This window comes from Corynebacterium sp. p3-SID1056, from assembly GCF_025152525.1.
Lineage (GTDB): Bacteria > Actinomycetota > Actinomycetes > Mycobacteriales > Mycobacteriaceae > Corynebacterium.
Genome location: NZ_JALXXL010000006.1, coordinates 69,518 through 90,440, shown reverse-complemented (window position 1 = coordinate 90,440; position 20,923 = coordinate 69,518). Strand labels below are relative to the sequence as shown.

The following is a 20,923-nucleotide window of genomic DNA, read 5'->3' as shown; positions in this document are numbered from 1 at the left end:
TCGGTTTCGCTCTGGTAAACCGGTAACAAGACGGTACCTAGTGAAATGAGGAACACTTTATGGACATCCAACACATCTTGGGCGAGGTCAACACGCACCTGTACATCAATGGCGAGTGGCGCGACGGTGCACAAGGCGAGACGTACGAGGTGCTCAACCCCGCCACCGAAGAGGTCATCGCCACGATGGCCTCCGGCACCCGCGAGGACGCGCTCGACGCGCTCGCTGCCGCAGACGAGGCACAGAAGACGTGGGCGCACACGTCGCCGCGCGAGCGCGCCGAGATCCTTCGCAAGGGCTACGATCTGGTCAAGGAGCGCAAGGAAGCATTTGCGGCCATCATGACCACGGAGATGGGGAAGTCCTACACCGAAGCGCTCGGCGAGGTGGACTACGGTGCGGACTACCTGTTGTGGTTCTCCGAGGAGGCCAACCACTTCTTCGGCCACACCAACCGCTACCCGGCGAAGGGCAACCGCATGGTCACGGTGCGCAAACCCGTCGGCCCCTGCCTGCTCATCACGCCCTGGAACTTCCCGCTTTCTATGGCCACGCGTAAGATCGCGCCTGCTTTGGCAGCGGGCAATACCGTGGTGATCAAGCCGGCCAAGCTGACCCCGTTGACCATGCAGTACTTCGTGCAGACCATGGAAGAGGCGGGCGTGCCGGCGGGCGTGATCAACCTCGTCTCTGCGAAGTCTGCTTCCGACGTCTCGGAACCGATCCTGAAAGATCCCCGTTGCCGCAAGCTCTCGTTCACCGGCTCCACCCCGGTCGGATCCGCCTTGATGAAGCTCGCCGCGGACAACGTCGTGAAAGTTTCGCTTGAGCTGGGTGGCAATGCGCCCGCGATTGTGTGTGCAGACGCCGACATCGACGGTGCCGTCGAGGGCGTGAAGGCCGCGAAGATGCGCAACATCGGCGAGGCCTGCACAGCCGCCAACCGCATCCTCGTCCACGAGTCCATTGCGGAGGAGTTTGCCACCAAGCTGGCCACGGCAGTCGGCGAGCTGAAGGTAGGCAACGGCATGGACGAAGGCGTCGATGTCGGCCCGCTGGTGGAAAAGAAGGCGCAGGAGCACATGCAGGTGCTTGTCGACGATGCGGTGGCCCACGGCGGCACCATCCTCACCGGGGGCAAGGCCGTTGAGGGCAAGGGCTTCTTCTTCGAGCCGACCGTGATCACCGGAGCCTCGACGGATGCGAAGGTGTTCCGCGAGGAAATCTTCGGCCCGATCGCCCCGATCTTTACTTTCAGTACCGAGCAGGAAGCCTGGGCGATGGCCAACGACACCGAGTACGGGCTCGCCTCCTATGTCTTCTCCGAGGACCCGGACGTGATGTGGCGCGCCTCCGACCACCTGGAGTTTGGCCTAGTGGGCTACAACACCGGCGTGGTCTCGGATGCCTCCATCCCCTTCGGCGGGGTCAAGGCCTCCGGCCTGGGCCGCGAGGGCTCGCTCGAGGGCATGCTGGAGTACACCGAGGTGCAGATGATCGGCGTGCGCGACCCCTACGCGCGCTACTAGTCCAGTACGCGCTGCAGAGCGCTAAGGAGCGCGTTCGTCTCTTCCTCGTTGGTCACCGTAATGCGGGTGCCTTCGGGGAAGGCGCGCACCAGCACGCCGTGGGCGGCCATGTCGGTGGCAAAACCCTCTGGGGCATTTGGCAGCCACACGAAGTTGCTCTGTGACTCAGGCGTGCCGTACTCCTTGAGCGTATCTGTCAGGCGCGAGCGCTGGGCGCAGGTCTCTTCAACGCGTACCGCAAGCTCGTCACGCGCCTCGAGCGAGGCAATTGCTCCTGCCTGGGCCACCGAGCTGACGGAAAAGGGCACGGCAACCTTGTTGATCGCCTCGATCAGGTCCGCCGGGCCAAATGCATAACCCACGCGCACGCCGGCGAGCCCGTAGGCCTTCGAAAAAGTGCGCAGGCCCACCACGTTGGGGTACTTCAGGATCTCCTCGGTGGCGACCGGGGTGTCGTCCGCGAGGTTGTATTCAAAGTAGGCCTCGTCCAGCGCCACGGTGACATGGCCAGGCACCTTTGCCATAAATGCATCCCACTCGGCGGTGGTGATGGTGGTCCCGGTCGGGTTATTCGGGTTGCACACGAAGATCAGCCGGGTCGCGTCATTGATTGCTCCAGTCATTGCCTCCAAGTCGACGCGGTGCTGTGCATCAAGCGGGATTGGACGCGGGGTCGCGCCGGCGATCTGCACGAAGATGGGGTAGGCCTCGAAGGAGCGCCAGGGGAAGATCACCTCATCGCCCGGCTGCGCGGTCGCGCACACCAGCTGCTGGCACAGGGCCGAGGAACCGGTGCCCACCGCGACCTGCTCGAAGGAGACGCCGAGGTGCGCGGCGAGGGCTTGACGCAGATCCACCGCGCCCATGTCCGGGTAGCGGTTCGCCCCGGCGAGTTCTTTGTTCATTGCCTCCTGCACCGCAGGCAGTGGGCCGGCGGCAGATTCGTTGGAGGAGAGCTTGATCGTCTCTGGGGATGCTTCGCGCGCACCGGGGACGTAAGCGGGTAGGGAAGCGAGGTCGTTTCGAATCATGCCTGCCTATTTTAGGCCGCGTGTGTCCTCGTCGCCCCAATTATGCTCAGGCCAATGACCCAGGCGATCAGCGCGCCAAGCCCCACCCGGTAGTCCGGCAAGAACGCCATGAGCACCAGCACGAGCACGTAAAAGCCTGCGCACAGCCAGTTGGCGTAGGGATAGAGCGGAGCGGCGAAGCTCGATTGACCGCCGTTCGCGCGGAAGCGCAGGTGCGCAAAGCTTATCGACGCCCACGTGATCAGCTCGGAGCCCACGATGATCGCCAGGAGGATCGCGAAGACCTTCCCCTCGAAGAAATAATTGAGGATGACGACGACGCCCATGAGCGCGGCGTCGAAAAGCAGGGCCCTCAGCGGCAGGCCCTTCTTTGTTGTTTCGCCGAAGAACTCCGGTGCCTGGCCGTTGCGCGCCAAGTCGCGCAGCATGCGGCTGCCCGAGTAAGTCATCGTGTTGCACACCGAGGCCACTGCCACCAGGATCACCAGGTTGAGCAGGTGGGCAGCGCCATCGACGCCGACGGCGGTAAGCACCCGGATGAACGGGCTGGCTGAATCGCCCTGCTCGTCCCATGGCGCGAGCAGCAGGATGACGCTCATGCCGCCCAAGTAGAACAGCAGGATGCGCCAGATGACGGAATTGACCGCGCGCGGGATCGTCGTAGAGGGGTTTTCGGCCTCGCCCGCGGCCGTGCCGATTGACATGATGCCGCCGAAGGTAAACGTCACCGCGACTAAAGAGAAGAGCACGCCGGTGGCGCCGTTCGGGAAGAAGCCGCCGTGGATAAACAGGTTCTCCGTGCCCACCGCGGGCTCGGGCCCCAGGCCGAGGACGAGCACGAGCCCCAAGATGATCATCAAGGTCAGAGCGACGACCTTGATAAAGGAAAGCCAGTACTCGGCCTCCGCAAACACGCTCACGCGGGCGGCGTTGATCACCACGACGATGGCCAGGGTGACCAGGGCGGTGAGCCAGTGGGGGATGTCGGGGAACCAAAAGTCTAAGAAGGTGCCCATCGCGGTAAGCTCGATCATACCCACCACGATGGTGGTAAACCACCAGTTCCAACCCACGATGAAACCGGCCCGCGGGCCGATAAAATCGCGCGCGTAGGCGGCAAAGGAGCCGGAGACCGGGTGCGCGACCGCCATCTCGCCCAGCATGCGCATGAGCAGGTAGACGATCGCGCCGACGATGACAAAGCCGAGGAGCACCGCAGGACCAGCGTAGTTGATCGATTCCGCGGAGCCCAGGAACAACCCTGTGCCGATGGACGAGCCCAGGGCGATCATCTGCATGTGGCGGGTTTTCACCCCGCGCTTCAGACCTCCATCGTCGACCGGCGGGGCGGTGAACTCACTCACCTATGCCTGGCCCTCGAAGAGGGTGGTCACCGAGCCGTTTTCGAAGATCTCGCGGATCGTCTTTGCCAGCAGCGGGGCAATGGACAGCACCGTGAGGTTCTTCCAGCCCTCGGTGGACTGCGGCAGGGTGTCGGTGGTGATGACCTCTTCCGCGCCGCACTCGCTCAGGCGCTCACGGGCCGGGTCGGAGAACACACCGTGGGTGCAGGCAATGACGACGGACTTTGCGCCCGCCTCCTTGAGCACGCCGACGGCACCCGCGATGGTGCCGCCGGTGTCGATCATGTCGTCCATGAGCACGCAGTCCTTGCCGGCAACGTCGCCGACGACGCGGTTGGACACCACCTTGTTTGCCGCATCGATGTCGCGGGTCTTGTGCACAAAGGCCATCGGGGCGTCGCCCATCGCGTTGGCCCACTTCTCCGCCGTCTTCACGCGACCTGCGTCGGGCGAGACAACCACGAGGTTGTCCAGGGAGTACTTGGACTTGATGTAGTCCACCAGGATCGGCTGGGCGTGCATGTGGTCGACCGGGCCGTCGAAGAAGCCCTGGATCTGGTCCGTGTGCAGATCCACCGAGACGATGCGGTCCGCGCCAGCGGCGGTGAGCAGGTCCGCGATCAGGCGGGCCGAGATCGGCTCGCGGCCGCGGTGCTTCTTGTCCTGGCGGGCGTAGGGGTAGAAGGGCAGGATCGCGGTGATGCGCTTGGCGGAGCCGCGCTTGAGCGCGTCAATCATGATGAGCTGCTCCATGAGCCACTTGTTCAGCGGCTGCGCGTGCGACTGCATAACGAAGCAGTCTGCGCCACGGACAGACTCCTCGAAACGGATGAAGATCTCGCCGTTGGCGAAATCGCGAGCGGTGGTGGGCACCAGCTCGATCCCGAGCTCCGCGGCCACCCGTTCAGCAAGTGCCGTATGTGCGCGACCAGTGAAGACCTTGAGGTCTTTGTGGCTTTCAGTTGAGTATCCAGTCATTGCGATCCTTTAGTTCTCGCGTGCGTTTTTCGCCGCTTCCGCAGCGTCGGTTCCGGGGCGGCGCTTTTCCACCCAGCCCTCGATGTTGCGCTGGCGGCCCTCCTTGATGGCGAGCGCGCCAGACGGGACATCTTCAGTCACTACTGTACCCGCGGCGGTGTAGGCACCATCACCGATGGTGACCGGAGCGACGAACATGGTGTCAGAGCCGGTCCGGCAGTGGTCGCCGATGGTGGTGTGGTGCTTGTTCACCCCGTCGTAGTTGGCAAAGACGGAGGAGGCGCCGATGTTGGATTCGCGGCCGACGGTCGCGTCGCCAATGTAGGTCAGGTGCGGGACCTTCGAGCCCTCGCCGATCTTGGCGTTCTTGGACTCGACGAAACCGCCGAGCTTGCCGCGGGCGCCCAGCTCGGTGCCCGGGCGGATGTAGGTGAACGGGCCGACGGTAGCGTCCTCGCCGATCACGCCGAGTTCGCCCTGCGTGCGCACGACCTTCGCGCCAGCGTGCACCTCCATGTCGGTCAGCGTGGTGTCCGGGCCGATCTCCGCGCGGTCGCCGATGACGGTGGAGCCCCACAGCTGGGTGTTCGGGTGGATGGTCACGTCCTGGCCGATTTCCACGTCCACGCCGATCCACGTGGTGTCCGGGTCGACTACAGTCGCGCCGGCGCGCATTGCCTGCTCCACGAGGCGGCGGTTGAGTTCCTTGCCGGCAGCGGCCAGCTGGACACGGTCGTTGACGCCGGCGAGCTCGCGGGCGTCCTGCGCGATGAAGGCAGCCACCTTCTTCCCGTCGCCGCGGGCGATGCCCAACACGTCGGTGATGTAGAGCTCGCCTTGTGCGTTGTCCGAGTTGATGCGGGTGAGCGCGTCGCGTAGCACCGCGCCATCGAAGGCGAAGACGCCGGAGTTGACCTCGTGGACCTGCTTCTGTGCTTCGTTGGCGTCCTTTTCTTCGACGATCTCGCGGACGTTGCCCGCCTCGTCACGGATGATGCGGCCGTAGCCAGTCGGGTTGGCAAACTCCAGGGAGAGCACGGTCACGGCGGCGTGGGCCTGCTCGTGCTCTTCGATCAGCGCGTCAATAGTTGCCGGCTGCAACAGCGGCACGTCGCCGTTGGTCACAACCACGGTGCCCTCAAAATCCGGGATCGCCCCAAGGCCGCACTGGACGGCATGGCCGGTGCCGTTTTGCTCCTCCTGCACGGCCTGCAGAATCTGGATGCCCATCTCTTCAGCGATCGCATCGACCGCAGGGGAGACCTGGTCGCGCTGGTGGCCGACCACGGCCACGACGTGCGCGGGCTCGACCGCCGCCGCAGCGTGCAGCGAGTGCGACAGCAGGCTGCGCCCGCCGATCTCGTGCAGCGTCTTCTGCTTCGTCGACTTCATCCGGGTTCCGGCACCGGCCGCGAGAACGACGACGGCGCGCTGAGAGTTGTTGGCCACGCTTAGCTCCTTTAATTCACTACATAAGGGCAGATGTCTTCTTACGTTAACGTATCCACCGCTACGCGGCGCCGCTGGAGACGTCTTTGAGGTTCGCGGCGGAGGCGACGCCGATGAAACCGACGATGGCCAGGAAGATCAGCGTCGTCTGCGGCCCAAACACGGAGATAGCCGAAGAAAGCGCGCCGACGAGCAGCAGCACGACGCCCATCACGGTGTTTGCGGCACCGGTAATCAGAGTGCGTCGGTCGCCATCAGCCATATCCACCAGGTAGGTTTTGCGGCTCACACGCACCGCAGTGTGCGCGAGGTTCACCACGAAAAAGCCGATCGGCATGATCCACGCGTTGGCCGCCGCGGGCAGCAGGTTCGCGCTCGCGACGAGCAGGAGCAAGCTTGTCGACGCCACCCCGGCCGCCCACGCCATCGTCGTCTTCGAAGAACGGTCCGAAAAGACACCGGAAATACGCCCGCCGAGCAGCGCGGCGCCGCCGGAGGCGATAATGAACGCGCCCAGGCTGGACAGATCCGCGCCCTCCGTTTGCGCAAGCACCACGATGAACGGGGTAGACAGCGCGGTGACCAGCATGAGCGAGCGCACGACGAGGAATCGCTGCAGCTGCCGATCGCCCTTGACCAGGTCGTAGGTCTGCTTGGCCCAGTTTTCCTTGGACTTCGGGGAAGGATCCTCTGCGGGCTCCTTGATGGAGCGGAAGACGAGGGAGGCGAACGCCCATGTGGAGGCACCCACAGCAAGGAGCGCCACGATCACCCAGCGAGGCAAATCGTTCGGCAGGAAGGATAAAAACAGGCCGATTGCCAGGGTAAACGCACCTGAGAGCGCGGTGGCGCGGCCCGTGATCACACCGCGGGTGCCTTTCGCGATGGTGCGGCCCTGGACATCTTTGCCCGCAATTGAGCACAGGGCACGGAAGATCGATAGCGCGGCGAGCAGGACGAGGACGATGACGCCGAGCAGGGCGCCGTCGAAAAGCATGGCACTGAGCGCGATGAGCGCGGCCGAAGCTGCCTGGCCCCACGAGCCGATGAGCCAGGCGCGCTTGCGTTTTGCCTGCGCGGTGACCCAGGGGGTAAGCGCGGCTTGCGGGAGCATCGAGCCAGACTCGCGGATCGGCACGAGCAGCGAGGTAAACGCCGGCGGGACGCCAGCTGCGGTGAATAACCACGGCAGCACCGTCTTTGCGGCGACAATCTGATCGCCGATGCCCTGCAGGCCGTTCGACCAGATAAAGCGGCGCGCGTTGTACTCCTGGTGCGGCATTGCCGAATCGGGGGATGTGCTCATAGGCCCAAATAGTAGGGTTGATGCAGAACATGCGCGCGTATTAGGCGCACCAAACTCGCGAATAAGCAGGAGGTAAGGCATGGCACGCGGATTTTCCCGACGCACATTTTTCAAAGGTATGGTCCTGAGCGCCGGAACGGTGCTTGCGGCTTGCTCAAGGAGCGACCAACCCACGCCGAAAGGCGCCGATAAACCTGCGCGGCCGCTGCCCATCCCGCCGTTGTACGAGGGAGAACTCGACGGCAACACCCGTACTTTCGAACTGACCGCGCAGGAAGGCACCCACGAGATCCTGCCCGGAGTGACAAGTAAGACTTGGGGCTTTAACGGCGCTTTCCTCGGCCCGACGCTGTACATGCGCAAGGGCGAGCACATCCGCATGACCGTACGCAACGAGGTCCCCGAGCCGACCGTGGTGCACTGGCACGGCATGCACCTGGCGGCCGACGCCGACGGCGGGCCAGCGTTGACGTTCCCGCCGGGGGAGACCTGGACGCCGACGTGGACCGTGGAGCAGGACGCGGCGACCTTGTGGTACCACCCGCACCCGCACGGGGTGTCCGCGCTGCACGCCTACCGGGGCTTAGCCGGTGGCATCGTGGTCGCCGACGAGGCCTCCGATGCACTCGGGTTGCCGAATACGTACGGCGTGGACGACATTCCGGTGGTGCTTACTGATGCGAAGTTCACCGACGATGGTCAGCTCGACGAGACGATCGACCCCACCTACGGGTTGTTGGGCGATACGCCGCTTGTCAACGGCATCACTAAGCCGGAACTCGAGGCGCAGGCCGGGCGTCTGCGCCTGCGGCTGCTCAACGGCGCGACCATGCGCTTCCACAACCTGAGCCTGGGCGTGCCTTTCCATGTGATTGCCACCGACCAGGGGCTGCTGGAGCGTCCCGTGGAAGTGGATTCCATCCTGCTCAGCCCGGGCGAGCGCGCCGAAGTGATCGTGGACCTTCAGCCGGGCAAGGACCTGGAGTTGCGCTCCATCGGCGTGCCCGACCGTGGGGGACTGCCCGACGAGGAGGGAGCCAACGGCTTCGGGCTCACCGATGTCTTCGACCTCATGCAGATCAAGGTGCCGGACACGCTTGACCAGGAAGCGTCTCCAGCACTGCCGGAGACGGCACCGGTGAAAACGGCCGACGCCGTGGCCGAGCGGGAATTCCGGCTCAACGGCTTCCAGATCAACGAGCAGTCCATGGACATGGACCGCATTGATTTTGAAAAGACGGAAGAAGGCCCAGAAATCTGGACCGTGACCAACGAGAACGCAGACTGGCCGCACAACTTCCACATCCACAACGCGCGCTTTCGCGTGTTGGATGTCGAAGGCGGCGAGGTGGAGTTCACCGAGGGCTGGCACGACACCATCTACGTCCCGCCGCTGTCAACGGTGCGCCTGCACGTGGACATTCCCATGCACCGCAACGACGACTACACGTTCATGTACCACTGCCACATGCTCTTCCACGAGGATGAGGGCATGATGGGCCAGTTCAGAATCCCTACTTCGGCCCCTCGGAGCTGACTTCGGCATCTTTCGGGATGTCCGCGGTTTCTACACCGGCGGGGAAGGCGTTCGACGGTCTGCCGGTTGCTGCGGTGGGCCACATGACGCGGATGCCGTCGAGTGCAGGGACGTACTTGGTTGAGCTGTGAATCGGGCGGGGCATGGACAGCGAACCTTCCAGTGGGGCGATAAACCGATGTCAGTTTAGACGCGCCTGAACATGTAACAGTGCCCGGCCCGCGTACAGCGCGGGCCGGGCACTTGCTTCCCCACCAGGACTCGAACCTAGAATGACGGTACCAAAAACCGTAGTGTTGCCGATTACACCATGGGGAACAGCAGGCACTCATTCTAGCGCATGGTTGCCAAAACCTTAAATACCAGGCCGTGGTGCGCGGTACGTAAGCTGGAATGCATGGCCCGTCAGCGAATGACCGGCGCGCAGCGCCGGGATCAACTCATCCACGTCGGTTGCGCCGCGTTTGCAGAACGCGGCCTCGACGGTATTTCTGTCGAAGAACTCGCCGCGCGTGCGGAGGTGTCCAAGCCCGCCATCTACGAGCACTTCGGTGGCAAGGAGGGCCTGTACCGCGCGGTGATCGAGCAAGAGATGGCCAAGCTGGAGGAGCGCATCTTTACGGTGATCCAGCACGGTCGGTGGCGCGAGCGCATTGAGAAGGGCGTGGTCGCCGTGCTGACGTACGTGGAAGAGGAAACAGACGGGTTTATCATTATTGCGCGCGGTCAGCCGCCGGGGGAGAAGCCGTCGTATGCCACACTGCTCAACCGGGTGACCTCGCAGGTCTCGGCGCTGTTGGAGCAGGCGTTTCGGCAGCGCGGATTAGATGCGTCGGTGGCCATGTTGTACGGGCAGGCACTCGTTGGCACGGTGTCGAATACCGCCCTGTGGTGGCTGGATAAGCGGCAGCCGGACAAGTACGAAACGGCCGCCCACATTGCCAACATGTGTTGGAACGGGCTGCGCGGTTTAGAGGCGCAGCCGCACATCGTGCCGTTTGAGATTGAGCCTACAACGGGAAGTAGTAAGGACGAATAAGTACATGGCAAGCACTGTTGCTTCGGCGCCTGCGCTAGGCGGGCTGCTCACCATGGCCCTGACGGACCCCAAACTCAAGGGGCTGGTGGCCAACATCGGGATGGACACGCTGCACGTGACCGGGATCGACCAGGTGCGTGCCTGGGCTGCCGGCGCGCTGGCGCGCGAGGTGCCGCTGTTGGTTGTCACCGCCACCGGCCACGAGGCGGAGGATCTGAGCGCGGAGCTGGCAGCCCTGCTGGGGCCTGACAAGGTCGCGCAGTTCCCGGCCTACGAAACGCTGCCGCACGAGCGGCTGTCGCCCGCGCCCGACGTGGTTGGTCGCCGCGCCAAGGTGCTGTGGGAGATGCCGCAGGTGATTGTCGCCGCCGCGCGCGCCGCCTGCCAGCCGGTCCTGCCGAAGATCGCCCCGATTCGCGTCGAGCGCGACCACGAGTACGACTTCGAGCAGCTGACCGAGCAGATTGCGCACTACGCTTACGAGCACGTCGATATGGTGTCGAAACGCGGGGACTTTGCCACCCGCGGCGGCATCATTGATGTGTTTCCCACAACCGCCGAGCACCCCGTGCGCATCGAGTTCTGGGGCGATGAGGTCACCGACATCCGCAGCTTCGCGGTCGCGGACCAGCGCACCATCGAGGAGGCCGAGATCGTCGAGATCTTTCCCGCCAGGCAGCTGCTTATCGACGCCACCGTGTCCGAAAAAGCCGACGCTCTCGCCCGGAAGTTCCCCTCCAACCCCACCCTGGTGCAGCTTTTGACCCGCGTGTCCGAAGGCATGCACGCCGACGGGATGGAGGCGCTCATCCCCGCGCTGACCGATCAGCCCTACTCGGTGCTGCCCGAGCTCATGCCCTCCGGCTCCATCTGCCTGGTGACTTCGCCGGAGAAGGTGCGCTCCCGGATCGCGGATTTGGAAGCCACCGACCACGAGTTCCTCGAAGCCGGCTGGGAGGCCGCTGCCATGGGCGCCGAGGGCCCGCTCGCCGTCGAGGGGCTCGATGTTTCTGCGTCGTCGTTCCGCTCCTACGAGTCACTGGAAGTGTCGGCAAGAAACGCTGGTAACGCGTGGTGGACGTTTGCCCCTCCCGGCATGTTCACCGCAGACGACACGGAGACCCTTCCCCTGGAGTTCGAACCCGCGCCAGCACCGAAGGGCGATCCGAAAGCGATCGAGCAGCTCTACGCCACGTTGAAGCTGCATGTGCAGCACAATAACGGCAAGGTCGCCTTTGTTGCACCTGCCAAGGGCACCATCGAGCGGACCGCCGAGCGGCTGCGCGAGCATGGTGTGTCTGCCCGCATCGCCACCGACGGTCTTGAGCCCGTCGAGGGTGCGGTCACCCTCTATCAGGCGCTGAGCCACGCAGGCGTGGTTATTCCCGGGCCCAACCTCGTGGTGGTCACGGAGACTGACCTCACCGGCAACCGCGTCGGCGACATCGCTGGGGCGAAGCGGCGCGCCCCGCGGCGTCGCAACCGCGTGGATCCATTGGCGTTGTCCCCGGGCGATTACGTCGTGCATGACACGCACGGCATCGGCAAGTTCGTGAAGATGGCCGAGCGCACCATCAAGACCGGGGACGAGGACTCGCGGCGCGAGTACATCGTGCTGGAGTACCAGGCGGCCAAGCGCGGCCAGCCCGGCGACCAGCTCTGGGTCCCCATGGAATCGCTCGACCTGCTCAGCAAGTACACCGGCGGAGAAGAGCCGCACTTGAGCAAGATGGGCGGTTCGGATTGGAAGAACACCAAGCGCAAGGCCCGCGCCGCCGTGCGCGAGATCGCCGGCGAACTCATCGAGCTCTACGCCAAGCGCCAAGCCGCGCCGGGGCACGCCTTTGCCCCGGATACCCCTTGGCAGCAGGAGATGGAAGACGCCTTCCCGTTTGTGGAAACCGAAGACCAGCTCGCTGCCATTGAGGCGGTCAAAGACGACATGGAAAAGCCCACACCGATGGATCGCGTCATCGTCGGTGACGTCGGCTTTGGCAAGACGGAGGTAGCGGTCCGCGCCGCATTCAAGGCGGTGCAGGGCGGCAAGCAGGTCGCCGTGCTCGTGCCGACTACCTTGTTGGCCCAACAGCACTACACCACCTTCGCCGAGCGGATGGAGGGCTTCGGCGTGACGGTGCGCGAGCTGTCCCGCTTCACCTCCGCGAAGGAGGCCAAGGAAATCACCGCGGGGTTGGCGGACGGCTCCGTCGACGTGGTGATTGGCACGCACCGCCTGCTGGCCACCGGCGTGCACTGGAAAGATCTCGGCCTGATCATCGTGGACGAGGAGCAGCGCTTCGGCGTGGAGCACAAGGAACACATCAAGGCGCTCAAGAGCCACGTGGACGTGCTCACCATGACCGCGACGCCAATTCCGCGCACCCTGGAAATGAGCCTGACCGGGATCCGGGAGATGACCTCGATTACCACCCCACCCGAGGACCGCCACCCGGTGCTGACCTATGTGGGGCCGCAGGAGGACAAGCAGGTGGCGGCGGCGATTCGTCGTGAGCTGCTGCGCGACGGGCAGGTCTTCTACATCCACAACAAGGTCTCCGACATTGAGAAAACGGCGCGCGCATTGCGCGAGCTTGTGCCCGAGGCACGCGTGGTGGTCGCACACGGACAAATGAGCGAGCAGGTGCTCGAGCAGACCGTGCAGGGGTTCTGGGACCGTGAGTACGACGTGCTCGTGTGTACCACGATCGTGGAAACCGGCCTGGACATCGCGAACGCGAACACACTCATTGTGGAAAACGCCCAGAACATGGGCCTAAGCCAGTTGCACCAGCTGCGCGGCCGCGTGGGGCGCTCTCGCGAGCGCGGCTACGCCTACTTCCTGTACCCGAAGGAAAAGACGCTCACCGAAACCTCCTACGACCGCCTGGCCACCATCGCCCAGAACAACGACCTGGGCGCGGGTATCGCGGTCGCGCAGAAGGACCTGGAAATGCGCGGTGCCGGCAACGTGCTTGGTGCCGAGCAGTCCGGCCACATCGCCGGCGTGGGCTTTGACATGTACGTCCGCCTGGTCGGCGAGGCCGTCGAAACCTTCAAGACCATGTTGGACGGCGGGCCCATCGACGGCACTGACCAGGGGCCGAAGGAGATCCGGGTGGATCTGCCTGTCGACGCCCACATCCCCGAAACCTACGTCAACGCCGAGCGCCTGCGCCTGGAGATCTACCGCAAGCTCGCCGAGGCGCGCGAGGAAGACGACCTGCGCCGCGTGGCAGAGGAAATGGTGGATCGTTTCGGTCCCATGCCGGTGGAGGTCGACCGCCTGATGGCCGTGGCACGGCTGCGCCACCAGGCGCGCAAGGCCGGCATTGCAGACATCTTGGTGCAGGGTACGCGCATCAAGTTCCACCCCGTCGAGCTGCCGGATTCCAAGCAGGTGCGACTCAAGCGCCTGTATTCCGGGGCGAACTACCGCGCCGCCGCGAAGACGCTGCAGGTGCCCATGCCGCGCGAGTCGAAGGCGATCAACAGCCCGAACCTGCGCGACATCGAACTCGTGCAGTGGGTGGCCGACTTCATCTCTGCCATGTTCGACGTCGACACCATCGACGTGAACGGGGTGAAGCAGAAGGAGAAGAAAAAGAAGAAAGTGATCTCGGTTAGCGAGTAAGCAGCAGCGGCAGCACCAGAGCCATGGAGGTACTCCACGTCAGGTGCGCGGCGATTGGGGCGAGGCACCTGCCGGTGCGCGTGGCGAGCACGAAAGCCAGCGCGCCCAACACGCACGCGCCGACGAGTAGGAGCGGCACGCCCATCGCAACGGTGATCAGTGTGTAGAGCAGCGTGGAGAAAATACCCGTGGCGTGAATACCCATAGCCCTGAGTTGGCGCGGCACCATGTCGCGGTAGACCAGCTCCTCGCCAACCCCGTTGAGCACGAGCACGGCAAGGGTGGGCACAAGCCCACCCTTCTGCGTGGTGGCGAGCAGCTCGGTTGCGGGTTCGGCCAGAAACGGGATAAAAGCGACGACGAGTGCGCCGAGGAAGAACACGAGGGCGAGCGCGAGGCCGGATACGACCCCGAGCGCGACGTCGTGAAGCTTGCGCGGCCCGGAAAGCGCCGAAGGATTTCCCCACACCCACCAGGCGAGACCGTAGAGTGCGGCGGTAGCGAGCGTGGCGGCGAAGAAACCGGGGGAGCCGTCGCCTGCGCGGCGGGCGAGGAAGAGCCCGAGCGCGCCGAGGGCGCAGGGCAGAAGGAAGAGCCATTGGCGGGGCATTGGGGTACAGATAGTTAGACCGATAGGTCGAGCGGGAGGTCACCGATATCTCGCAATCGGTTGCCATGTACCAGTGTCTCGAGGAGCTCCTTCGCATCATCGCTGCCTTCATCCTCGATTGCGAGCATCAGCTCATTGAGCGCGACGTGGTACACCATGTCAATGTCGCCGGTGCCGAGGGCAAGGCTAGCGATTCTGCTCATCGTGGGTTCGTTTGTGACAGCGATGATGTGCGGGGATCGTCCTTTCCTGTTGCGGATGAGATTTAGTGCTTCCGCGCGTGTATTTTGGGATCGGTCGCTGCGCATTGTCCACTTGCAGGAAATAACCGCGTGAACGTGCTGGGTTGGAGAATTGCGGTTTGCAGCACGCACTGGGGAAAGCAAACCTGAGTGGTCATCAACTACCTTGAGGTCTTGATTCAAGGTGCTGTCGGGTAAGGCCTCCCGCAGGACGAGGATGTCCGGGGAAATGACGTAGTTATTGCCAAGCGAGGCACCGATTTCGGGGTTTAGACGAATCGCTTCGGCGAGGTCGGCCAGATGTGTGTAAGGCTCATACGCGGAGAGGTGATCTTTTCGCCGAGAGCTACCTACGTTAAGGATTGTCCAATCCCCTGGACGAGCAGATTGCATCTTCGGAAACGTAGCCCGCAAGAAATCGGCGACGATGCGTTCGAATCCTGCACCGGCGGTTTGGCCAGCGCTTTTTACCGCAGTATGCGCATGAAGCTGCTCGGCGACGTGCAAAGCGAGTCGGCGGGAGGTTGCTTGGCTCCGATCAGCATTTGAAGCTACCCGGCCAAGGTTCGTTTCCGTAATGGTCAACGTTCCGCTATCGATTAGCTCCCGGTGGAGGTTCTGCCGCGCAGCGGTGATGAGCGCAGGGTGCATTGTCATGATGAGAGTTCTTCCAAGAGCGGCAGGTCGGGGATAATCGGAGTCGCGGGAGCGAGCTGGGCTAGGGGCTCTTTTCGCAATGCAGCGGCGATGCGAGTACCGATAGCTCGTGCGACCGGTGGCGGGAATGCATTTCCTACTTGCTTCCAGGCGGCGGTTTTGCCGCCCTCCCACTTCCACTCCGAAGGGAAGCCCTGGATTACTGCGCCCATCCTAACAGTCAGGCGAGGAAGCTCCTCTTGGAGATCTGTTGGGAAATCGGCGGTGGGGGACTCTTCCGCGATACTGGTACCACGCACGCCGAGCTTCTTCCAAGCTTCCCGGGCCCGTGACGGGCCAACGTCAGGGCCCCCATGCTTCTTCGAACCGCCAACGAGGGTTGGGCCTATATTGTTGGCTTGCTTTGCCCAGGCCTTTGCGCCAGGCCAGCCATTCTCGGCCATGAGCGGCTCAAGCGCTTCTCCCACTGTTGTTCTGGTGCCAACCGGCTCGGGCCAAGCGAAGTACTCCGCGTATTCTTCTTGTAGCGCGACGAGGATAAAGCGTGGTCTTAGTTGGGGCACCGAATAGTCAGCTGCGGTGATTAGTTCCCAATGCGATTGGTAGCCCAAGTCCGCAAGTTGGTTGACGAGCTGGCTTCGATATGCCTCAAATCGGGGCTGTGCCAAGCCCCTGACGTTTTCAAGCATTACAGCTTTAGGGTGGGCCTCGGCTATCAGCTCAATTGCACGTGGGAAAAGATCGCGTTCGTCGTCCTGGCCGAGCTGCTTACCGGCAATGGAAAAAGGAGGGCAGGGGACACCTCCAGCAAAAAGATCGAGATCTTCGGTGTAGGGGGAGATGTCGAACTCTAAGACGTCCTGGTGGATAACATTCCATTCCGGACGATTGGCGCGAAGCGTTGCAACCGCGTGGTTGTCAATTTCTACAACAGCGCTGTGGTCGAATCCAGCCTGTTCCAGGCCTAATGCCTGACCGCCGGCACCTGCGCAAATCTCAACTGACGTCAGCTTTTCCTTCATCGTGCAACCTACCTTGTATTAACCCGTTTGTTTTAACGCATGAGTGTAATGCGGGCGCAAACATTGGAAGCACTTCAATCGAACAATCATTCGCTTGTTCTTCCGCTGGGTGTGTTTCTACCTTACCCAGGGGGCCGCACGGTGCCGATTCGGGGTGAGACGGTGTGGGCGGGTACGATATTTGCCTGTTGCCCCCATAGCCCAATCGGCAGAGGCAGTCGACTTAAAATCGATTCAGTGTGGGTTCGAGTCCCACTGGGGGCACCAAATCTGCCCTTTTTCTAGTTCAGGGCCGAAACGGTCTCTTCGAGCGCCTGGCGGGCCTCGTCCGGGTCCTGGCCAGAGGTAGAAATGGTCACCACAGTGCTGCCGAAGCGGGCAAACAGCATGCCGCCGCTCTGGCTGAGCGCGCCATCCATGGTCACGTTGTTGGAGAAGGAATCGTCCGCGCCGTCGAGGGAGAGGTCGTTCTTCTCGAAGGTCTGGTGGGCCTCAAACGCGCCCTCGCCCTCGCCGTTCGTGACGGTGATCTCGGAGCACTTGCCGTCGTACAGGTCGCTGCCCTCGAGGTAGGTCTTGGCGTCCTTCTCGTCGGCGAAGTCGTGGATGACTAGGTCGATCGAGGTCGCATCCATCGGGGGAATCCCCATATCGTCCTCGGCAGGTTCAGAGCCGCCCACGGTTGTCGAGACCAGCGTGCCGAAGGAGCGATCGGTGGCCAGCGTATCCAGCTCCTCAGTCTTATCGGAGAAGTCGCACTCCGGCGGGTCCACCTTCACGTCTGGCTCTTCGGGCATCTCCTCGGTGGCCTGTTCCATCTGCGCGTACAGCTCGTTGAGGTCCGTCTCCTCGGCGTCGGGGTAGTGCTCCTTGAACGCGGCGATGAGCTCCTGGGCCTTCTTGCTGTGCTCGGTGGGGGCCTCGCCGGAGTCGTCCTCCTTCGGTGCGGAGGCTTCCGCCGATTCAGCAGTTCCTGCGGACTCTGCAGACTCTGCAGACTCAGGTGCTTCGGCGACAGGGGCATCGTCCTCGGAGCAGCCGGCCAGGGTCAGGCCGATAGTGGTCACAAGCGTTGCGGCAATTGCTGCGTGTCGTTTCATGGGCCCGACCATACTTAAAAATCGGTTGGCAGTGGGCCGGAACTCCTGTCACCCCGCAACCGTTTGAGCACGTTTTCCGCGCTGATCAGGCACATCGGCACGCCCACCCCGGGCACCGTTGTCGCGCCGGCGTAGTAGAGATTCTCCAGCTTCCGGGAGGCGTTGCGCCCGCGCAGAAAGGCCGATTGCCGCAGCGTATGCGCCGGGCCGATCGCCCCGCCGGACCACGCGTGGTAGCGCGCGGCAAAATCGGCCGGCCCAACTGTCTTTCGCACCACGATGCGCTCGTGAAGGTCCGGGATGTAGCACCACTGGGCGATCTGGTCCAGGGCAGCATCGGCGATCGCTTGCACGCTTGCCGACGCCCCCTCGCCGTACGCATCGCCTGCCCCCAGCGCCGCCGAGGACGGAGCCGGAACGAGGACGAACAGGTTCTCGTCACCCGCCGGGGCAGTGCTCGGATCGGTGGCGGAAGGCTTCGACACATAGATCGACTGGGAGGCACCGAGTGGGCGCTCGGTGACAGGGCCGGCAAAGACCGCGTCGAAATCCGTGTCCCATTCGCGGCTAAACAACAAGTTGTGGTGATCCAGCTGGGGGAGTTTCCCACGCACCCCGCACAGCACGAGCACTGCGCTGACCCCGGGGTCGCGCTTGCCGAAGTAGGGCTCGTCGTAGGTGCGCCTGTCCGGCGGCAGCAGGCGTGTCTCGGTGTGGTGGAGGTCGGCGGCGGACACGACGACGTCGAAAAGCAACTGCTCCGTGCCCACCTGCACACCGGTGGCGCGCGAGCCCTCGAAGGTGATCGCGCTGACCTCAGTGCCCATGCGGAAATGCACGCCCTGCTCGCGGGCGATGCGGTAGACCGCCTCCACCACTGCAGCGAAGCCGCCGAGCGGGTAGCGCACGCCCTGGGTGAGATCCGTGTGGCTCATCAGGTGGTAGAGCGCGGGGGTCTTCGAGGGGTGCGAGGAGAGGAAGACGGCGGGGTAGGTGAGCATCTGGCGCAGTCGCGTATCGCGGAAACGGCGGGCGACGAAGCGGTCGAGCGGGGTGGTGAGGAATCTGGCTAAATCCGCGTAGCCCGCGCGCACCTCCGGGGTGAGAAACGCCGCAGGCGAAGAAAAGGTGGTGTAGAGGAAGTGCCGCAGCGCCAGGTCGTAGGTGCGCTGCGCGGACTCCAAATACTCGGTGAGTGCTTCGCCGGCCCCGGGCTCGATCGACTCGAAAAGTTGCGTGGTCTGTGCCGGATCCCGGGGTACTTCGATTGGGGCCTGGCCCTGCGGGAACAGGCGGTAGGCGGGGTCGAGCGGTACCAAGTCCAGGAGTTCCTCGGTGCGGTAGCCGAAGAGCGCAAAGAAGTGGTCAAAGGCATCCGGCATGAGGTACCACGACGGGCCCATGTCGAAGCGAAACCCCGCAAAGGTTTCCTCGCCAGCGCGACCGCCGACAGCATCGAGGCGGTCGATGACTGTGACGTCGTAGCCCTCGCGGGCAAGCAGCGCAGCAGTAGCGAGGCCAGCGAAACCAGCGCCGATGACGGCTGCGCGTTGGGGTGAAGTGGACACAGGATCGCTTTCTAGATGGAGGTGTAGCCGCCGTCGACGAGGTGGTAGGAGCCGTTGATGAACGAGGCTTCGTCGCTGAGCAGGAAGCGCACCAGCGCGGCGACCTCTTCGGGTTTGCCAAGTCGGTCCTGCGGGTGGCGGTGCATCAGCTCCTGGCGCTTCTCTTCACCCAGGCGCTCCAGCAGCGGGGTGTCGATGTAGCCGGGGCCCACGCAGGTGCAGCGGATACCTTTGTCCGCGTAGTCGGCGGCGATAGATTTGGTCAGTCCGATCACCCCGTGCTTGGCGGCGGCGTAGGCGGCGATGCCGCCCTTGCGGGCCACGGATCCGTGGATCGAGGACATGTTCACGATTGCGCACGGCACGCCGTCGTCTTGGTCGAGCATCTGGATGAGCTGGTAGTGGCAGCCGTAGGCCACCCCGTTGAGGTTCAGGTTGATCAAACGATCCCAGTCCTCGAGCTTCTTCTCGGCGAGCGGGACCTGGTCGCCGATGCCCGCATTGTTCACCGCGAGATGCAGCGCGCCGAAGTGCTCCACCGCGAATGCGACCGCGGCGGCGTTGTCTTCCTTACTCGAGGCATCCTGGGCGAAAGGCTTCGCGACGCCACCTCGCTCCGCAATCTGCGCAGCGAGCTTTTCGACGGCCTCAACGTTGATGTCACTCGCCACCACCTTGGCGCCGTGCGCGGCCAGGTCCTCGGCGATAGCCTTGCCGATGCCGGAACCTGCACCCGTCACCAGTGCGACCCGATTGTCAAAGATGCCCATGGGGTGTCCTTTCCTCTGCGTGATCCTTCTCCACCAACTCTAAAAGCTCCGGCGCTTACGTGCTGGTGTCTACCACGTGCAGCGTCAGCGGTGCGCTGACAAAGGAATACTTGCCCGGACTCGCGTCCAACGTGGCCAGCAGTTCGTTGCGCAGCGTGTCGGGGGTCTGCACACGCAGGCCCTGATCCTGCGGGGTCAGCGCGGGATCTGCGGCCGGCTCGAAGAGCAGCCACGCGCTGCCGGCTGCCTCCACCAGTGCGAAGCTGCGGCCAAAGGGCAGGCGGTGGCGCATCGCGCGCAGAATCGCCCGTGCGCCGGAGGCGTCGACGTCGATACGCCCGCCCGGCTCTGCACCGAGCAGGCGCACGCTTGCAGCGCCGATGCTCGATCCCTCGGCTTTGGTCGCAGCGATGATACGGTCTGCAGCTTGTGCATCCGCGGCGACGTCGGCACGGTCTGGGTCGCTTAACCCAAGGGGGAAGACGTCGCCGAGCACGCCCGTGAACTTCAGCGGATCCCAGGCAAGCGCTGCGTGCAAATCTGCGGTCGTCAACCCCACCGCGTAGGTGAACTGGGTCAGAGCCAGCGGCCCGTCGACAATCCCGAGGAGCGGGTCGGTGACGAAACTCAGCCCCGTCAGCTGGGAGCCTTGGCGTACCGGTCGGTGCAAGTCCATGTAGTGCCCCTGCTCGATGCTGACGCCGCGCTGCCGGATGTGGCGCACAAGGTGCGCGAGTAACGCAGCGGGCCAGTCCGGGGGTAGGGGAGTGCGACTAACCGGCACGCGAATCGTCAGCTCGGTATGCGTGCCCGCCAGCGGCTGCGAGGATCGCACCGGCGCGAGCCCGAAGGTGGAAAACAACCAGTGGGGCAGTGGCGACTCGACCCGGAAAGCGAGGATTTCCACGTCGCGGTACATCGTGGCAAAAGGATCCGGGTCGCCGGTGCACGCAAGAAGCTGCTCGCGCAACGCATCGCCCACCAACGTGGGGCGAAACCTCTGGGAGCGGGCGCGGGCAAACAGTGCAGGCGCGCCCCAACTGGGCAACTGCATACCAACACTTTAGGCCCGCGTGGGAACTTTCCACGA

General features: G+C 63.9%; 17 protein-coding genes and 1 tRNA gene. 5 read left to right on the top strand and 13 right to left on the bottom strand.

The annotated features are described in order from the left end of the window. The first annotated feature begins 59 nt into the window (after nucleotides 1-59). Complete coding sequence (locus M3G14_RS06900; protein ID WP_259925756.1) at nucleotides 60-1,529, top strand: NAD-dependent succinate-semialdehyde dehydrogenase; 1,470 nt, start codon at nucleotides 60-62, stop codon at nucleotides 1,527-1,529. Here M3G14_RS06900 and hisC read toward each other — a convergent pair. The 5 genes from hisC to M3G14_RS06875 form a co-directional block, all read right to left on the bottom strand. Next, nucleotides 1,526-2,560: a histidinol-phosphate transaminase gene (hisC, locus tag M3G14_RS06895; protein ID WP_259925755.1), complete on the bottom strand. Its 1,035-nt coding sequence runs from the start codon at nucleotides 2,558-2,560 to the stop codon at nucleotides 1,526-1,528. The two genes, M3G14_RS06900 and hisC, sit on opposite strands and share 4 nt — an antisense overlap. An 11-nt stretch (nucleotides 2,561-2,571) precedes the next feature. Then, nucleotides 2,572-3,924: an amino acid permease gene (locus tag M3G14_RS06890; protein ID WP_259925754.1), complete on the bottom strand. Its 1,353-nt coding sequence runs from the start codon at nucleotides 3,922-3,924 to the stop codon at nucleotides 2,572-2,574. Continuing rightward, entirely contained in the window at nucleotides 3,925-4,902 is a 978-nt protein-coding gene (locus tag M3G14_RS06885; protein ID WP_259925753.1) for a ribose-phosphate diphosphokinase, read from the bottom strand. 9 nt (nucleotides 4,903-4,911) lie between these two features. Next, the gene (gene glmU / locus M3G14_RS06880; protein ID WP_259925752.1) at nucleotides 4,912-6,351 is read right to left on the bottom strand and encodes a bifunctional UDP-N-acetylglucosamine diphosphorylase/glucosamine-1-phosphate N-acetyltransferase GlmU; all 1,440 of its coding nucleotides are present in this window, start codon (nucleotides 6,349-6,351) and stop codon (nucleotides 4,912-4,914) included. Nucleotides 6,352-6,412: 61 nt separating this feature from the next. Then, entirely contained in the window at nucleotides 6,413-7,657 is a 1,245-nt protein-coding gene (locus M3G14_RS06875; protein ID WP_259925749.1) for an MFS transporter, read from the bottom strand. Between the two features lie 220 nt (nucleotides 7,658-7,877). Here M3G14_RS06875 and M3G14_RS06870 point away from each other — a divergent pair, with 220 nt between their 5' ends. Then, nucleotides 7,878-9,194 (top strand): multicopper oxidase family protein, encoded by a 1,317-nt coding sequence (locus M3G14_RS06870; protein WP_259925748.1) that lies wholly within the window; start codon nucleotides 7,878-7,880, stop codon nucleotides 9,192-9,194. On the opposite strand, the gene M3G14_RS06865 is transcribed toward M3G14_RS06870, so the two are convergent. After that, entirely contained in the window at nucleotides 9,172-9,339 is a 168-nt protein-coding gene (locus M3G14_RS06865) for a hypothetical protein (protein WP_259925746.1), read from the bottom strand. The genes M3G14_RS06870 and M3G14_RS06865 overlap by 23 nt on opposite strands. Nucleotides 9,340-9,591: 252 nt before the next feature. Here M3G14_RS06865 and M3G14_RS06860 point away from each other — a divergent pair, with 252 nt between their 5' ends. Then, on the top strand, nucleotides 9,592-10,233 hold the full coding sequence (locus M3G14_RS06860) for a TetR/AcrR family transcriptional regulator (protein WP_259925744.1): 642 nt from the start codon (nucleotides 9,592-9,594) through the stop codon (nucleotides 10,231-10,233). Nucleotides 10,234-10,237: 4 nt separating this feature from the next. Continuing rightward, nucleotides 10,238-13,864 (top strand): transcription-repair coupling factor, encoded by a 3,627-nt coding sequence (mfd, locus tag M3G14_RS06855; RefSeq protein WP_259925743.1) that lies wholly within the window; start codon nucleotides 10,238-10,240, stop codon nucleotides 13,862-13,864. Here mfd and M3G14_RS06850 read toward each other — a convergent pair. Genes M3G14_RS06850 through M3G14_RS06840 form a run of 3 tightly spaced genes read right to left on the bottom strand, consistent with a single transcriptional unit; the run spans nucleotide 13,854 to nucleotide 16,395 of the window. Then, a complete protein-coding gene (locus M3G14_RS06850) occupies nucleotides 13,854-14,474 on the bottom strand; it encodes a CPBP family intramembrane glutamic endopeptidase (protein ID WP_259925737.1) in 621 nt (206 codons plus the stop codon). The genes mfd and M3G14_RS06850 overlap by 11 nt on opposite strands. A 14-nt stretch (nucleotides 14,475-14,488) precedes the next feature. Continuing rightward, nucleotides 14,489-15,373 carry an NgoMIV family type II restriction endonuclease gene (locus M3G14_RS06845; protein ID WP_259925736.1) on the bottom strand — a complete coding sequence of 295 codons (885 nt, stop codon included), beginning with the start codon at nucleotides 15,371-15,373 and terminating at the stop codon, nucleotides 14,489-14,491. Next, nucleotides 15,370-16,395: a DNA cytosine methyltransferase gene (locus M3G14_RS06840; protein ID WP_259925735.1), complete on the bottom strand. Its 1,026-nt coding sequence runs from the start codon at nucleotides 16,393-16,395 to the stop codon at nucleotides 15,370-15,372. The genes M3G14_RS06845 and M3G14_RS06840 overlap by 4 nt, the downstream gene beginning before the upstream one ends. A 190-nt stretch (nucleotides 16,396-16,585) precedes the next feature. Between M3G14_RS06840 and M3G14_RS06835 the strand changes: the two genes are divergently transcribed. Next, nucleotides 16,586-16,662, top strand: a tRNA-Leu gene (locus M3G14_RS06835). Between the two features lie 14 nt (nucleotides 16,663-16,676). On the opposite strand, the gene M3G14_RS06830 is transcribed toward M3G14_RS06835, so the two are convergent. The 4 genes from M3G14_RS06830 to M3G14_RS06815 are packed head-to-tail and all read right to left on the bottom strand — an operon-like array spanning nucleotide 16,677 to nucleotide 20,887. Further along, a complete protein-coding gene (locus M3G14_RS06830) occupies nucleotides 16,677-17,495 on the bottom strand; it encodes a hypothetical protein (RefSeq protein WP_259925734.1) in 819 nt (272 codons plus the stop codon). 14 nt (nucleotides 17,496-17,509) lie between these two features. Then, complete coding sequence (gene crtI / locus M3G14_RS06825; RefSeq protein WP_259925733.1) at nucleotides 17,510-19,063, bottom strand: phytoene desaturase family protein; 1,554 nt, start codon at nucleotides 19,061-19,063, stop codon at nucleotides 17,510-17,512. An 11-nt stretch (nucleotides 19,064-19,074) separates the two neighbouring features. Next, nucleotides 19,075-19,833 carry an SDR family NAD(P)-dependent oxidoreductase gene (locus M3G14_RS06820; RefSeq protein ID WP_259925732.1) on the bottom strand — a complete coding sequence of 253 codons (759 nt, stop codon included), beginning with the start codon at nucleotides 19,831-19,833 and terminating at the stop codon, nucleotides 19,075-19,077. Nucleotides 19,834-19,888: 55 nt separating this feature from the next. After that, nucleotides 19,889-20,887 carry a suppressor of fused domain protein gene (locus tag M3G14_RS06815; protein WP_259925731.1) on the bottom strand — a complete coding sequence of 333 codons (999 nt, stop codon included), beginning with the start codon at nucleotides 20,885-20,887 and terminating at the stop codon, nucleotides 19,889-19,891. Nucleotides 20,888-20,923 lie beyond the last annotated feature (36 nt).